The sequence below is a fragment of the Gardnerella nova genome (genome assembly GCF_049244055.1).
In the GTDB taxonomy this organism is placed as follows: Bacteria; Actinomycetota; Actinomycetes; order Actinomycetales; family Bifidobacteriaceae; genus Bifidobacterium; species Bifidobacterium vaginale_H.
In genome coordinates, this window is the sequence record NZ_CP058369.1 from 1,122,956 (window position 1) to 1,138,844 (window position 15,889).

Below are 15,889 nucleotides of genomic sequence, written 5' to 3' on the forward strand. Positions count from 1 at the left end.
TGAAAACTGTCAACCAGAGACCCTAACGCAGTACGCCATCTGCACGAGTGTCCCAAAACAAGCAAAATGAGACACTAACGCAGAACAACGCTAAGCGCGCGCAATCATCCAACGCGCATAATCCGCGGCACACCAGCCTCAACAAGCTTCCGCTCAAGATTCTTAACGCCAACAACATCCGCAAAATTAAAGCGCACAATCTTACTCACGCCGCACTCCCTAAAAAGCACCGACTCACGCTCAGCCTGCCTATCAATATTGCGATTAATAGCGGTCTGATTGTAGGAATTACGCAACATTTGAGTATCCGACGAAGAATTAAAGTTGATATTCGCATGCGTAGAATTAGTCGAATCAACAAAATACTTGTCATACCCATCAAGCTCGCCAACAATCAGACCACCGCCAGGAACCCGCCACAAAAAATCACACCTATACTTAACCCCGGAATTAGGCGCAACAAACTCATGCTGCAACTCAGGCACCATAAACCCAAGATCAATCATCGTGCCGCGCGCGAAAGACTCGCCGCCATTCTCGCTTAAACCATTCGCAAAACAACAGAGGCGACGCAGCCTAAAAATAGGATCCGCATTACTGCCGAAACCAACTACGCCACTATCCACGAAACCGCTGCCAGCTACGCCGCTACCGCCAATACCAACGCCGCCAACGCCGCAACCAACACCGCAACCAACGCCGCCAACACCAACACCGCCAACACCAACACCATATCTTCCACCGTATCTTCTTCCGCAAATCTCAAGAACCTTGTTAAAATTCACGTTATCGCGCGCAGCAGAATCAAAAATAGGCAACGCAGCCCTAAAACTCAAACTGTTAGCAGCATCAAAAAGCAGCGTACTCTTGTCAACAATATGACTTCTAATCTCGTAACTTACTCTGTCGCTTAAATGCGGAAGCGTAATAAGCTTCCCATCATATTTTCGACTCGGCTGCACAATCCGTACGTCGTCGCTAGTGCCATCCTGCTCCATTCCGGTTGCGCGAATACGATGCAATTGCGGATTATCGTGCGTAGATTTGTTAGTTGTTGAGCGAACATAAATCTGCGTGGGAAGCGTTTGCAAATTCGTTTTCTGTGAATCATATTTGCTACCAACAAACAGCGTGTCATAATCTTCAACAACATCATATCCTAATAAAACTGCTCCACTCGTCACAGTAAACTTCCAATCTGGATAAATATCCATCAAGGAAAGCGCTACATGACGTATGCGTTCTGACGTATATAACCTTTGCCAATAATCAGTTTGCGCGTAAAGATTGCGGAAAGTGCGCACAAAAGTGCCTTTCTTCACGCGTTTCTTTAGATACTGCTTTTGCGCATTGGTGACAGGTCGAATGCATGTACGCTCTTGTTCAGCGTTTGAAATCATTCTGATAATACTAGTATTTACTTCAATCATACGACTGAGGTTATTCGACTTGACAATACTTGTGCAATAAGATTAACGCATTGTGGATAAAAGTTATTGAGCGCACGAAAATAAGTAGTTACGTAAGATTACAAATACTACGCAAGGGACACTAATGCAGAACACTGACTGCACGAGTGTCCGAAGGTAAGCAAAATCAGACACGCGCGCAGAAAGCCAACTGCACGCGGGTCCGAAAACCACCAACCAGAGACACTCACGCAGAAACAGTACTGCACGCGGGTCCGAAAACCACCAACCAGAGACACTCACGCAGAAACAGTACTGCACGAGTGTCCCAAAACAAGCAAAATCAGACACGCGCGCAGAAAGCCAACTGCACGCGGGTCCGAAAACCACCAACCAGAGACCCTAACGCAGCGCGACGACTGCACGCGGGTCCGAAGAACGGGATTAAGAGACCCTAACGCAGCGCGTCAACTGCACCAGTGCCCCAAAACAAGCAAAATCAGACACGCACGCAGAAACAGTACTGCACGAGTGTCCGATAACCGCCAAAACCAACGCCGCAACCAACGCCGCCAAAACCACCAACGCGCAACAAAAAAGGAGCTTCAAGCCCGAAAGCTTGAAGCCCCATTTATATAAGGTTTAACTCAGCTCACTCAGCCTCGTCACCATAATCGCCCTGACCACCCTGATCGTCAAGGAAGTCATCTGGATTAAAGTCGTCGCCGAGCTTCATATCGCCGAAGTCGATGTTGGAGAAGTCCACGTCGCCCATGTCGCTCTCACCGAAGTTCGAAGGCGTGCTATCCGCACCGCCCAAACCGAAGTTCGGATAAATAGAGTCACGCACCTGAGGATCCGGCTCCACGTTAGCGTTGCGGTAACGCGCCAAACCGGTACCGGCTGGGATGAGCTTACCGATAATCACGTTCTCCTTCAAGCCCTTAAGGTCATCTTCCTTCTGGCTCAAGGCGGCTTCGGTAAGCACGCGCGTAGTCTCCTGGAACGATGCTGCAGAAAGCCAAGAATCCGTAGCCAACGAAGCCTTGGTAATACCCATAAGCTCTGGTCGACCAGCAGCAGGCTTTCCACCGTTCTTCACGGCAGCCAAGTTTGCCTCGCGGAACTTAGCCTGGTCCACAAGCTCGCCCGGAAGAAGCTCGGTGTCGCCGGAATCGATCACCGTAATGCGGCGAAGCATCTGGTGCACGATAACCTCAATGTGCTTATCGTGAATGTCGACGCCCTGGGAGCGGTACACGTTGTGCACTTCTTCCACGATGTTCACCTGAGCTGCACGCGGGCCGAGAATTCGCAGAATCTTCTTAGGATCCACGGAACCTTCGATAAGCTGCGTACCAACTTCAACGTGCTCGCCATCTTTCACAAGCATTGGCGCACGGCGCGTCACAGGGTAAACGATTGGCTCAACCGTAGTGTCGTCCGGAGTCAAAGTCACCTGACGGCCGTGGTCGGTATCCTCAACCTTCACAACGCCTGGGAACTCTGCGATTGGAGCCTCGCCCTTAGGAGTACGAGCCTCGAAAAGCTCCGTAACACGAGGAAGACCCTGCGTAATATCGGAAGCCGAAGCGACACCACCGGAGTGGAAGGAACGAAGCGTAAGCTGCGTACCAGGCTCACCAATGGACTGTGCTGCCACGATACCAACGGCCTCGCCAACGTCCACGAGTCGGCTCGTAGCCAAGGACCAGCCGTAGCACTTTGCGCAAACGCCGCGCTTGGATTCGCAGGTGAGCACAGAGCGCGCCTTAACTTCCTCAACGCCGTGCGCAACCAAATCGCGCAAAACGTCCATAGAAAGCGCGTCACCGCACTTTGCCAAAACTGTCGTACCGTCGGCAGGATCGATAACGTCCGCAGCGAGCAAGCGCGAGTATGGGCCACCGTCAGCAGCCTTAACCAGCGTCAAGTTGCCGTTTTCGTCGCGGTCGGCGATCTTCATCATAAGGCCGCGCTTCGTGCCGCAGTCTTCTTCGCGCACGATTACTTCCTGAGAAACGTCCACGAGTCGACGAGTCAAGTAGCCAGATTCTGCCGTACGAAGTGCGGTATCTGCCAGGCCCTTGCGCGCGCCGTGCTGGGAGATGAAGTACTCCAACACGGACAAGCCGTCGCGGTAGTTGGACTTCACAGGTCGAGGAATAATCTCGCCCTTAGGGTTTGCCACGAGGCCTCGCATACCAGCAATCTGGCGAATCTGCATCCAGTTACCACGTGCGCCAGACTGAACCATGATGTTCACGTTGTTGTCGTCGTGGAAGTTTTCGCGCATTGCGTCTGCAACCTTGTCGGTGCACTCAGTCCACAAGTTGATCAGCTCTTGACGACGCTCTTCGTCGGTAAGAAGACCCATATCGTACTGAGAGTTGATTTTTGCAGCCTGATCCTCGTAATCTTGCGCGATTTGCTCGCGGTTTGGAGGAAGCACAATATCGGAGAATGCCATTGTTACGCCGGACCAAGGTGCGCGAGTAAAGCCGAGATCCTTCAAAGCATCAAGGCTTGCTGCAACTTGTGCCGTTGAGTAGCGGGTTGCGATATCGTCGACGATCTTGGAAAGTACGCCCTTTGGAACCTGCTCGTTTACGAACGGGTAGTCAACTGGCAAAGTTCCGTTGAACAAGATACGTCCGCAGGAAGTTGCGAACAGTACTGTTCCGTCCTTAAAACGCTCCTCGCGCACAACGTCTGGGCTGCCCGGCTCCGGATCAACGACCTTAAGCTCGGAAGGTTCCCAATTCTTTGGCAGCACGAAGTCTGCAGGAACGCGGATAAGTACCTTTGCCTGCATGTCAATTTCGTGCTTGTCGAGCGCCATTTCAGCTTCGGCGAGCGAGGAGAAGATGCGGCCCTGACCCTTGGCTCCCTCGATTACGGTAGACAAGTAGTAAAGACCCAAAATCATATCCTGAGATGGCATGGTGACGGTGTGGCCGTCTGCCGGCTTCAAAATATTGTCGGAAGCCATCATCAAGGTGCGCGCTTCTGCCTGAGCTTCGGCGGAAAGTGGTAAGTGCACTGCCATCTGGTCGCCATCGAAGTCTGCGTTGAATGCGGCGCAGGCAAGTGGTGGCAGGTGGATTGCTTTACCTTCAACCAAAATCGGCTCGAAGGCCTGAATACCCAAGCGGTGGAGTGTAGGTGCACGGTTCAGCAGCACAGGATGTTCGGAAATAACTTCCTCCAAAACGCCCCACACTTCGGAGTCGCCGCGGTCGACCAAACGCTTTGCGCTCTTCATATTCTGCGCGAAGCCCTGATCCACCAAACGCTTGATTACGAACGGCTTGAACAGTTCCAATGCCATTGGTTTTGGCAAACCGCACTGGTGCATGCGAAGGCTTGGACCAACGACGATTACGGAACGGCCGGAGTAGTCGACGCGCTTACCGAGCAAGTTCTGGCGGAATCGGCCCTGCTTGCCCTTGAGCATGTCGGAAAGCGACTTTAGTGGTCGGTTGGATGCGCCGGTTACTGGGCGTCCGCGGCGACCGTTGTCGAAGAGCGAGTCGACTGCTTCCTGAAGCATGCGCTTTTCGTTGTTGAGCATGATTTCAGGCGCGCCAAGCTCAATAAGTCGCTTCAAACGGTTGTTACGGTTGATTACGCGACGGTACAGATCGTTCAAATCGGAGGTTGCGAAACGGCCGCCATCGAGCTGAACCATTGGTCGCAAATCTGGCGGGATTACTGGGATTACGTCCAAAACCATAGCTTCTGGCTTGTTTCCAGTAGTCAAGAAAGCGTTTACAACTTTCAGTCGCTTCAAAGCGCGAGCTTTGCGCTGGCCGGTTCCGTTGTCGATTTCTGCGCGAAGTTCTTCGGCGGCAGACTTCAAATCGAAGTCTTGCAAACGCTTCTTAATAGCTTCAGCGCCCATGCAGCCTTCGAAGTAGTCGCCGTAGCGGTCTTCCATTTCGCGCCAAAGGTCAACGTCGCCTTCCATATCGCCGGCACGCAAGCCTTTGAAGCGGTCGAATACGGCGTTTAAGCGCTGAATCTGCTCATCGTAGCGGGTGCGAATGGCGGCCATTTCGCGTTCTGCGCTGGCACGGAGCTTGGCGCGGGCGCTACCTTTGGCTTCTCCGGATTCTTCCAACTCGCGCAAGTCTTCTTCAACTTTCTTAGCGCGCGCTTCGATTTCGTTGTCGCGACGCTTGCGAAGGTTGCCGATTTCGGTATCGAATTCGTCTTGCAAATCTGGAAGATCCTGGTGACGCTGTTCTTCGTCGACTTTCGTAACCATGTAGGCTGCGAAGTAGATTACTTTTTCAAGATCTTTTGGTGCAATGTCGAGTAAGTAGCCCAAACGGCTTGGCACACCTTTGAAGAACCAAATGTGCGTCACCGGAGCTGCAAGCTCAATATGACCCATGCGTTCGCGGCGAACGCGGCTGCGAGTAACTTCCACGCCGCATCGTTCGCACACGATTCCCTTAAATCGCACGCGCTTGTATTTGCCGCATGCGCATTCCCAGTCGCGAGTTGGACCGAAGATCTGCTCGCCGAACAGACCGTCCTTCTCCGGCTTTAGGGTACGGTAATTAATGGTTTCTGGCTTCTTTACTTCGCCGTGGCTCCAGCTACGGATGTCGTCGGCGGTGGCCAGTCCAATCCTCAGTTTGTCAAATGCGTTGACGTCCAGCACTATTATCGTCCTGTCTCATGAAATTGTTTTCTAACGTTTCTTAATTTCTTAAAGTAGTGTTCGTTTCGAAATAATCGTTCCGTATTACTTTCCGTATTACGTTTCGAAATAATCGTTTCGTATTACTTCAGCTTCACGTTCCGAAATTACTTCCGAAATTACTTCCGAAATAATCGTTCCGTTTTACTTCCGTTTTACTTCCGTTTTACTTCCGTTTTACTTCCGTTTTACGTTCCGTATTATTCGATTATTCGATTATTCGATTATTTCTCACCGAATCACTGGTATTCAGGTTCATCAACAGCAATCTGGTCTTCCTTGGCGGACGAATCTGGTCGAGCGCCAATGTTGAAACCAAGGTCGTCTGATGGAATTGGATCGTCTTCCTCATCCTTCATGTCGATTGCGACGCCTTCAGCGTTCAGCACCTCAACATTAAGGGAAAGCGACTGCATTTCCTTAAGCAACACCTTGAATGATTCAGGAATACCAGCTGGCGGAAGGTTATTGCCCTTGACAATAGCGCCATACACGCGCACGCGGCCGTCGACGTCATCAGACTTCGTGGTCATCATTTCGTGCAAGGTGTAAGCAGCGCCGTAAGCCTCGAGCGCCCACACTTCCATTTCGCCGAAGCGCTGGCCGCCGAACTGAGCCTTACCACCCAACGGCTGCTGGGTAATCATGGAGTAAGGACCAGTGGAGCGCGCGTGAATCTTATCATCAACCAAATGATGCAGCTTCAAAATGTACATGTAGCCGACGGAAATTGGCTTCGGGAATGGTTCACCAGTGCGGCCGTCGAACAACGTTGCCTTACCATCAGAGCCAACCAACTTGTCGCCGTCACGGTTTGCGAGCGTGGTGGAAAGCAAGCCCTTCAAAGTTTCTGGGCGAACGCCGTCGAATACTGGGGTTGCAACCGGAGTGCATGGATCGCCATGCTCAGCACCCTGCGGCACGTACTTCTTCCAAGCTGCTTCCAAATCTGGATCCAAGTTAATATCCCAGCCAGCGTGAGCAATCCAACCCAAGTGAAGCTCGAGCACCTGGCCCAAGTTCATTCGAGAAGGCACACCCAACGGGTTGAGCATGATGTCAACTGGAGTACCGTCAGCCAAGAACGGCATATCTTCTTCTGGAAGAATGCGGGAAATAACACCCTTGTTGCCGTGGCGGCCGGAAAGCTTATCGCCTTGCGTAATCTTACGGTGCTGAGCGATGTAGACGCGAATCATTTGGTTCACGCCGTTTGGAAGCTCGTCGCCGTCGTCTTCAGCGTCTTCGCGAGTGATTTCCTTAACTGCAATCACGGTACCGGTTTCGCCGTGTGGCACGCGGAGCGAAGTATCGCGCACTTCGCGGCTCTTTTCGCCGAAGATTGCGCGGAGCAAACGCTCTTCTGGAGTAAGTTCGGTCTCACCCTTTGGCGTTACCTTACCAACCAAAATGTCGCCAGCTTCAACTTCAGCACCGATGCGAATGATACCGCGTTCGTCGAGGTTTGCAATCGCGTCTTCACCAACGTTTGGCAAGTCGCGAGTAATCTCTTCGGAACCAAGCTTGGTTTCGCGAGCGTCGATTTCGTATTCTTCAATATGAATGGAAGAAAGCGTATCGTCCTGCACGAGACGCTGGGAAATAATAATAGCATCCTCGTAGTTGTAACCGTTCCAAGGCATGAACGCAACGAGCAAATTCTTACCCAACGCAAGCTCACCCTTTTCGGTTGCAGGACCGTCAGCAAGCACCGTGCCAGCTTCAACGCGCTCGCCGTCTTTAATAAGCGGCACTTGGTTGTAGCAGGTGGTTTGGTTGGAACGCTGGAACTTGGAAAGCTTGTAGCTGGATTGGGTTCCGTCGTCGTTCATAACGCGAATAATATCGGCAGAAACGTAGGTTACGACGCCCGGCTTTTCAGCTAGGATTACGTCGCCGGAATCAACTGCTGCACGCCATTCGGAACCGGTACCAACGAGTGGTCGCTCGGACTTAATAAGCGGCACTGCCTGACGCTGCATGTTCGTACCCATCAATGCACGGTGGCCTTCGTCGTGCTCCAAGAATGGAATCAAGGAAGCGCCGAGGGAAACCATCTGGCGTGGGGAAACGTCCATGTAATCTACGGTGCTCACAGGCACATCGACTGCTTCTTCTTCGTCCACGCGGGCGAGCGCCTGAGTGCCAACGAAGTTGCCATTTTCGTCGAGTTCCTGGTTTGCCTGGGCAATAACGTGCTCGGCTTCGCGATCTGCGGTCATGTATTCGACTTCGTTCGTTACGTGACCGTTAATAACCTTGCGGTATGGCGTTTCGATGAAGCCGAATGGGTTGATTCGTCCGAAGGTTGCCAAAGAACCGATAAGACCGATGTTTGGACCTTCTGGGGATTCGATTGGGCACATACGTCCGAAGTGGGATGGGTGCACGTCTCGAACTTCCATAGAAGCGCGGTCGCGAGAAAGACCACCAGGGCCGAGTGCGGAAAGACGACGCTTGTTCGTAACGCCTGCCAATGGATTGTTTTGATCCATAAACTGGCTGAGCTGGGAAGTTCCGAAGAATTCCTTAATTGTTGCGTTTACTGGACGAATGTTGATCAAGGACTGAGGAGTAATTGCCTCAGCGTCTTGCGTTGTCATACGTTCGCGCACAACGCGCTCCATGCGGCTTAAGCCGGTACGAAGCTGGTTCTGTACCAACTCGCCAACCTGACGGATACGACGGTTACCGAAGTGGTCGATATCGTCAACGTCAACGCGCAACTGCACGTCTTGACCGTCGCGCTTACCTGGGAAGGTTTTTTCGCCGGAGTGCAAGGTTACCAAATACTTGATGGTGGCGATAATATCTTCGCGGTTCAAGCTGCGATCGCCGTAGTCGGCTTCGAGACCAAGCTTGCGGTTGATCTTGTAGCGGCCAACGCGAGCCAAATCGTAGCGCTTTGTGTTGAAGTAGAAGGAATCGAGGAGATTGCGGCCGGCTTCTGGAGTTGCAGTGTCGGCTGGGCGAATCTTGCGATACAAGTCGGTAAGAGCGTCGTCTTGCGTTTCGATTGGTTCCTTTGCGAGCGCATCCAAAACGAGTGGGTACCCTTGGAAGGCGTCGGCAATTTCGTCTTTGGTCATGCCGATTGCCATAAGGAAAACGATTGCGGATTGCTTACGCTTGCGGTCGACGCGCACGCCTAAAACGTCGCGCTTGTCGATTTCAAATTCCAACCATGCGCCGCGGCTTGGGATAATTTTCGCGCCGAAAACGTCCTTGTCGGAAGTGCGATCGGAAGTGCGATCGAAGTACACACCTGGGGAGCGCACGAGCTGCGAAACGATAACGCGCTCGGTGCCGCCGATAATGAAGGTGCCGTGTGGAGTTTGCAGTGGGAAGTCACCCATGAAAACGGTTTGGCTTTTAATTTCGCCGGTTTCGCCGTTTTCAAACTCAGCGTTCACGTAAAGTGGAGCGGAGTAGGTGTAATCCTTTTCCTTGCACTCGAGCACGGTGTGACGTGGTTCTTCAAAGTATGGGTCGGAGAATGTGAGGCTCATTGTCTCAGCAAAATTCTCGATTGGGGAAATCTCCTGGAAGACTTCGTCAAGACCGGAAACGTGAGGTACGGTGTGAGTTCCGTTTGCTTCGTCTTCGGCGACGCGCTTCTTCCAGCGTTCAGAACCGATCAACCAATCAAAGCTGTCGGTTTGTACGCCGAGGAGGTATGGCACATCAATAGGCTCACAAATGGAGCCAAAATTCACACGATCTGACGCTTTGTGCAGTTTAATATCATGCTCGTCAGCGCGTGCGATGACTTTCGTGGTGCTCGTCATAGCTTGTTCAGCAGCCAATGGACGTTCCTTTATCACTCGCTAGTTAACTATTTAATCGTTGAAAACTAAAGAAAATCGCGGCAAATGAAGTGCTTTTTAAGCATATTGTGATTCGCGGGCGCCTTCTTCGGTTCCATGAGCATGCCCGCTATATGACACACCTTACACAGTCTGTCTACTCTACCAAAAACTCCGGACTTTTCACCACCCTAACACCACCGATAAAAACAGCGACAAACGTCCTACAATCTTCCGGCAAATGTTCCACAAAACCACCAAAACAGCAACAAACACCGGGAAAATTCCCGCAAATGTTCCAAAAAACCACCAATTCAGCAACAAATACCGGAGATTTTCCGGCAAATGTTCCAAAAAACGGCCAAAACAGCAACATTTGCCGGAGTTTTTCCCGCAAATGTTCCAAAAAACCACCAAAACAACAACAAACACTGGGAAAATTCCCGCAAATGTTCCAAAAAACCACCAAAACAACAACATTTGCCGGAGAAAAAACTCCCGCAAATGTTCATGAAGCTTTGCAGTAATGCTTCTGCGAACGGCGATTACTTGTTGCTTAGTGAACTTTAACATTATTGCTCTGCAGACGTTGAGTACTTGTTGATTAGTGAGCTTTAGCATTAGTGCTGCTGCACACACTGAGTACTTATCACCTAGTGGACACTAGCATTAGCGCTCCGCTGACGTTGAGTATTATTGCCTAGAAGCCACTAGCATTCATGCTGCTGCACACACCACGCTAAGAATAATCTCCCAACCACCAAACCACCCGCAGCTTAGTTACGTGACTTTAGTTGCACTGAGCAAACCACGCACTTACGCAACAAACTGCACGAGTCTATGAGTTTTGTGTTGTGTTTAGTGTTTTGAGAGGCTGGAAAAATTGTGTTCAGCACTAAAAGAGGACTGAGGAAGCAACGTTCATAGAGAACGAAGCAAACATGAAAACCTTTAACAATCAGAGCGACGAAGGACGGGACGTGCGCAAACACAAATTTTCCAGCCTCGTAAAAACCAAAAAACTAAATCAGTTACAAAACTCATAGACGAAACTCAAGCATATTGTAAAGAAACTCGCGCCATATTAAACGATACAAGTTGCGAGTAAACTAAATACGTTACGATTACGAAGTTACGTAAAGATACTTAAAAAGCTAAGGAATAGCATGAATAACAGCGAGAATACGCAAGAAGCAGCAGAAAAAGACGAAAAGCAAGCCGAAGCACACAAAGCAGCCGCAAGCCGCGTAGAGCAAATGTACGAATACGGCTATCGCAAGTCAAACTACGGCCCGGACGAGCTCGTAACCGATGCCCACGGCAATCCGATTAGTGTTATGGACGCCATGCTCAGCGCCGACGATGCCGCACGCGCCGAAACGCACACCCCTCACCTTTGCTTCTACTCCCCTCGCATTCCTGGCAACACCGGTTCTGCGATTCGCCTTTGCGCTGTAACCGGCACGATTTTGCACCTTGTTGAGCCGCTCGGTTTTAATTTGCACGATACGAAGTTGCGTCGCGCCGGCTTGGATTATCACGATATGGCGCACGTTGTTTTGCACCCGAATTTTGAGAATTTGGTTGAGTCGATGCCGGATTCGCGAATTATTGCGTTTACCGCAAACGCTACGAAACTTTACACCGAAATTGAGTATAAACCGAACGATATTCTGCTTTTTGGACCGGAACCAGGAGATATTCCGGATCCGATGGATATTATGGCTGGTCCGCACGTGGCAGAGCAGGTGCGACTTCCAATGCGACCGTCGCTTCGTAGTTTGAATCTTACGAATTGCGCGTCGATTGCCGTGTATGAAGCGTGGAGACAGCTCGGTTTTGCTGGCGGCAAGTAACGAAAAGTAACGAGATAGTAACTAACGAAATAGTAACTAACGACTTATGCCGCAGGATTTTTATCGTCTTCAAGAACTCAGCGAACTAGCCCGACTGACACGCTCTAGCGTTGCACTATTCTGGCAGACGCGCGCCCGCGACTTGCCATGGCGCTTTGGTCGCACCACTCCTTGGGGCGTGCTGGTGTGCGAAGTGATGAGCCAGCAAACGCAAATGAGTCGCGTGGTGCCGTATTGGACAGCGTGGATGCAAACTTGGCCTGATGCACAGTCGCTTAGTTGCGCTACTGCTGCCGAAGTTATTACGGCTTGGGGTCGCCTTGGATATCCGCGACGCGCCTTGCGTTTGCAGGAGTGCGCGCGCGTAGTTGCGAACGAATATCACAATAGTCTGCCGCGCACATACGAGGAGCTTATCGCTTTGCCTGGCGTGGGTGATTATACGGCGAGCGCGGTGCTCAGTTTTGCTTATGGCGAGCAAGTTGCGGTGATTGATACGAATATTCGCCGCGTGCTTACGCGCACTTTTGCCGGAGTCGAGTCGCACGGAGGTAGCACTACTCATGCTGACCGCGAGTTGGCCGCTGCGGTGCTGCCAAAAAGCGACTTCGACGCAGCAAGCAATGACTCCTCTCCTGCTGCTCCTACTTGCGCGCCTACTCAATCCTCTCCTACTTGCACATCCTCCGTATGGAATCAATCTATTATGGAAATCGGCGCCACTCTTTGCACAGCGCAATCACCGCAATGCGATACCTGCCCGCTGCAACGGTGGTGCCGTTTCAAAGCCGCAGGTTTCCCCGGTCTCGGTGCGCGCCGCACGCGTCCGCAGCAACGTTTTGCTGGGACTAATCGTCAGGTGCGCGGCATTATTTTGCAAGCGTTACGCAAAGCACATTCGTCACAAATTTCGTCACAAATTTCGCAACAACATACGCAACAACATACGCAACAACATACGCAACAACATACGCAACAACATTCTTTACAGCGCAATGAAATTAACGCTTTATGGTCAAATCAAGCACAACTTGGCGAGTGCATTGCGTCACTTGATAACGATGGACTTATCGTTGTGCTTGAGGACGGAACAGTAACGTTGCCATAAAGGTAACGTTTGCCGTAAAGATGGCTGTATTTTGCGATTCGCACTTACTTAATTACAAACTTACTTAATTCCGCAATTATTACACAACATTCGCCTCATCGACCCATGTATTACAATGGTGAGTATGTCATTGCCAGCCATGTTCCCACGTAAGTCGCAGCGCAAAGCGGGCGCGCAACCACAGCGCGCGGCACAGCGCAATGCAGCGCGTGGTACTGACACATTGCGCGGTAAGGGTCAGCAGCATGGCACGAATCGTTTGCGCAACATGAGCGCGGCGCGACGAAACATGTACCTTCGTCGGCGCATTTTTGTGAGCGTGGTGCTGATCCTCCTACTATCGCTGCTGGTTTTTTGCGTTATTAGTTTAGGAAAGGGCATTGCGGCAATTGGCACCACGTTTTCAGGGCACGAAGTGAACGTCACCAAAAAAGCGGTGCCGGATCCGCGTCCGGTTGGTTTGACGAAACGTTGCAACGCGCGCGACATACGCTTGGAGCTGTCTACTAAATCGCAGAATGTGCCAATGGGTGGCAGCGTGGAACTTACGGAACGCTTTGTGTACGAAGGGAATACTTCGTGTCTTATCGACGCGTCAGATATGAACGCTGTGCTCGCTATTAACAACGCAACCGACTCGGAAAACAACGCGGCAAACGGCGGCGACAAAAGTAACGGCGGAAATAACGGCAAAAGTAACGGCGGAAATACAGATAATACGGGCAAAGATGCTCATAAAGAAGCCGACGATACCCAAGTTAAAAACGCTAGGAAGAACGATTTCTTATCGCACGCAGTGTGGCGTTCGGATGTGTGCGATGGCACGCTCAAGCCGTTGCTGATGGCAAAAGGCGATCGTTACGAGAAAAAGATTACGTGGAATACTAACGCAACTTCCGGCGTGGGTTGCGTCGCGGACGAAAACCTGCCGAAAGTGAACCGCGGAACTTACGTGGCCCGAATTGTGCACAAACGCGTGCCTGGGCTACGCAGCGAGCCGGTGCTGATCAACGTGCAGTAGCGCGACGACCTGCCTGAGCGCTGCGATATAGCGCGCGAAGGCAACTCGGAGCGGAAACTCGCTCGCGTTGGAAGCACGGGGTGCTTTCAACGCGAGTTTCGTAGCGAGCGCGTCGCAATCCGCGCGAGCTTTTTGGCCGTTTTTTGGAACATTTGCCGGAAAAACTCCGGCATTTGTTGCTATTTTGGTGGTTTTGTGGAACATTTGCGGGAGAATTTCCGGCATTTGTTGCTATTTTGGTGGTTTTTTGGAACATTTGCGGGAGAATTTCCGGCGTTTGTTGCTGTTTTGGTGGTTTTGTGGAACATTTGCCGGAGAATTTCCGGCGTTTGTTGCTGTTTTGGTGGTTTTGTGGAACATTTGCGGGAGAATTTCCGGCGTTTGTTGCTATTTTGGTGGTTTTTTGGAACATTTGCCGGAAAATTCCCGGCGTTTGTTGCTGTTTTGGCCGTTTTTTGGAACATTCTCCGGAGATTTTTCTCCGGAGTTTCCGCTCCGAGCTGCTTTCGCGCGCGCAATGCAGCGCTCAAGCAGGTCGGAGCGTCCGTTAGTTCTTAAAACTGTGAACAGGCGCCGGAATACGCCCGCCGCGCGTCACAAACGCTTCGCAGCTGGTCTGATTCACTGGAATAATCGGCGCATACCCCATCAAACCGCCGAAGTTCGCCATCTCGCCAACGCCCTTGCCAACTACCGGAATGATGCGCACGGCGGTGGTCTTCTGGTTAATCATGCCGATCGCAGATTCGTCCGCAATCATGCCGGAAATCGTCGCGGCGGACGTATCCCCCGGAATCGCAATCATGTCCAAACCGACCGAGCATACGCAAGTCATCGCCTCAAGCTTCTCAATCGTCAAGCAACCAGACTTCGCGGCGGCAATCATATTCGCATCTTCCGAAACCGGTATAAACGCTCCGGAAAGTCCACCAACGTAGCTGCTGGCCATAATTCCGCCCTTCTTCACCTGATCGTTAAGCATTGCGAGCGCCGCGGTCGTGCCAGGCGCACCAACCTGCTCCAAGCCAATCTTCTCAAGCACTTCGCCAACGGAATCCCCAACTGCAGGCGTTGGCGCCAGCGACAAATCAATAATTCCGAACGGCACGCCAAGCCTACGCGAAGCCTCCTGCGCAACCAGCTGCCCCACTCGCGTAATCTTAAACGCCGTGCGCTTAATCGTTTCGCACAGGAAAGCGAAGTCTTTGCCGCGAGCCGCATCCAGTGCGCACGACACAACGCCCGGTCCGGACACGCCCACGTTTATCACCGCGTCGCCTTCAGTAACGCCGTGGAATCCGCCAGCCATGAACGGATTGTCGTCCGGAGCGTTGCAAAAAGCCACAAATTTTACGCAGCCGTAGGAGTCGTTGGCGGCAGTCGCTTCAGCAATCTGCTTAATAATGCGCCCAAGCAGCTCCACGCAATCCATGTCGATACCGGTGCGCGTCGATCCGACGTTCACTGATGAGCACACGATTTCCGTCTCGCTCAACGCTTGCGGAAGCGACTCAATAAGCATGCGGTCGGCGGCGGTCATGGACTTTGCGGGAAGCGCAGAATATCCGCCGATTAAATCGACTCCAACCGTGTGCGCTGCCCTATCTAGTGCGTGCGCAATTTGCACGAAATCTTCCGGCTTTTTGCAAGCGGAGGCGCCCACCAGCGAAATCGGCGTTACGGTGATGCGCTTATTTACGATTGGAATCCCGTATTCGTGCGAAATGTCGTTGCCGGTTTTGACGAGGTCTTTCGCAAGACGCGTAATTTTTGCCTCAACATTGCGGCACACGTCCTGCAGATTTTCCGAAGCACAGTCGAGCAGGTTGATTCCCATGGTGATTGTGCGAACGTCGAGCTGTTCTTGCTCAATCATCGAATTGGTTTCGCTTACTTCCATCAGGTTGAGCATGGCACACTTCCTTACGTTTGTTTAGATTCCGTGCGTTTCAGATTTTACGTTTGTTTAGATTCCGTA

General features: G+C 51.7%; 9 protein-coding genes. 5 read left to right on the plus strand and 4 right to left on the minus strand.

Annotated features, from left to right (window positions below; all coding sequences use genetic code 11):
• Positions 1 to 104: 104 nt before the first annotated feature.
• The 3 genes from HXT56_RS04510 to rpoB all read right to left on the minus strand — a co-directional run bounded on the left by HXT56_RS04510 (position 105) and on the right by rpoB (position 9,908).
• Complete coding sequence (locus HXT56_RS04510; protein ID WP_421777861.1) at positions 105 to 1,430, minus strand: AMP-dependent synthetase; 1,326 nt, start codon at positions 1,428 to 1,430, stop codon at positions 105 to 107.
• 631 nt (positions 1,431 to 2,061) lie between these two features.
• Positions 2,062 to 6,081, minus strand: a complete 4,020-nt coding sequence (locus HXT56_RS04515) for a DNA-directed RNA polymerase subunit beta' (protein ID WP_421777862.1) — start codon at positions 6,079 to 6,081, stop codon at positions 2,062 to 2,064.
• A gap of 278 nt (positions 6,082 to 6,359) precedes the next feature.
• On the minus strand, positions 6,360 to 9,908 hold the full coding sequence (rpoB, locus tag HXT56_RS04520; RefSeq protein WP_165846044.1) for a DNA-directed RNA polymerase subunit beta: 3,549 nt from the start codon (positions 9,906 to 9,908) through the stop codon (positions 6,360 to 6,362).
• 152 nt (positions 9,909 to 10,060) lie between these two features.
• Here rpoB and HXT56_RS04525 point away from each other — a divergent pair, with 152 nt between their 5' ends.
• The 5 genes from HXT56_RS04525 to HXT56_RS04545 all read left to right on the plus strand — a co-directional run bounded on the left by HXT56_RS04525 (position 10,061) and on the right by HXT56_RS04545 (position 14,469).
• The gene (locus tag HXT56_RS04525; RefSeq protein WP_421777863.1) at positions 10,061 to 10,453 is read left to right on the plus strand and encodes a hypothetical protein; all 393 of its coding nucleotides are present in this window, start codon (positions 10,061 to 10,063) and stop codon (positions 10,451 to 10,453) included.
• A gap of 639 nt (positions 10,454 to 11,092) precedes the next feature.
• Positions 11,093 to 11,782: a tRNA (cytidine(34)-2'-O)-methyltransferase gene (locus HXT56_RS04530; RefSeq protein WP_421777864.1), complete on the plus strand. Its 690-nt coding sequence runs from the start codon at positions 11,093 to 11,095 to the stop codon at positions 11,780 to 11,782.
• A gap of 46 nt (positions 11,783 to 11,828) precedes the next feature.
• On the plus strand, positions 11,829 to 12,890 hold the full coding sequence (locus tag HXT56_RS04535) for an A/G-specific adenine glycosylase (protein WP_421777865.1): 1,062 nt from the start codon (positions 11,829 to 11,831) through the stop codon (positions 12,888 to 12,890).
• Between the two features lie 268 nt (positions 12,891 to 13,158).
• Positions 13,159 to 13,911: a peptide ABC transporter permease gene (locus HXT56_RS04540; protein ID WP_421778493.1), complete on the plus strand. Its 753-nt coding sequence runs from the start codon at positions 13,159 to 13,161 to the stop codon at positions 13,909 to 13,911.
• Between the two features lie 195 nt (positions 13,912 to 14,106).
• On the plus strand, positions 14,107 to 14,469 hold the full coding sequence (locus HXT56_RS04545) for a hypothetical protein (RefSeq protein ID WP_421777866.1): 363 nt from the start codon (positions 14,107 to 14,109) through the stop codon (positions 14,467 to 14,469).
• On the opposite strand, the gene HXT56_RS04550 is transcribed toward HXT56_RS04545, so the two are convergent.
• The gene (locus HXT56_RS04550; protein WP_250309910.1) at positions 14,459 to 15,823 is read right to left on the minus strand and encodes a PFL family protein; all 1,365 of its coding nucleotides are present in this window, start codon (positions 15,821 to 15,823) and stop codon (positions 14,459 to 14,461) included. The genes HXT56_RS04545 and HXT56_RS04550 overlap by 11 nt on opposite strands.
• Positions 15,824 to 15,889: the final 66 nt, after the last annotated feature.

Bases quoted from the DNA above. Each gene is read 5' to 3' on its own strand.
- HXT56_RS04540 (WP_421778493.1), top strand. From the start codon at position 13,159: ATGAGCGCGGCGCGACGAAACATGTACCTTCGTCGGCGCATTTTTGTG.
- HXT56_RS04535 (WP_421777865.1), top strand. From the start codon at position 11,829: ATGCCGCAGGATTTTTATCGTCTTCAAGAACTCAGCGAACTAGCCCGA.
- HXT56_RS04530 (WP_421777864.1), top strand. From the start codon at position 11,093: ATGAATAACAGCGAGAATACGCAAGAAGCAGCAGAAAAAGACGAAAAG.
- HXT56_RS04525 (WP_421777863.1), top strand. From the start codon at position 10,061: ATGACACACCTTACACAGTCTGTCTACTCTACCAAAAACTCCGGACTT.
- HXT56_RS04550 (WP_250309910.1), bottom strand. From the start codon at position 15,823: ATGCTCAACCTGATGGAAGTAAGCGAAACCAATTCGATGATTGAGCAA.
- HXT56_RS04510 (WP_421777861.1), bottom strand. From the start codon at position 1,430: ATGATTGAAGTAAATACTAGTATTATCAGAATGATTTCAAACGCTGAA.
- rpoB (WP_165846044.1), bottom strand. From the start codon at position 9,908: ATGACGAGCACCACGAAAGTCATCGCACGCGCTGACGAGCATGATATT.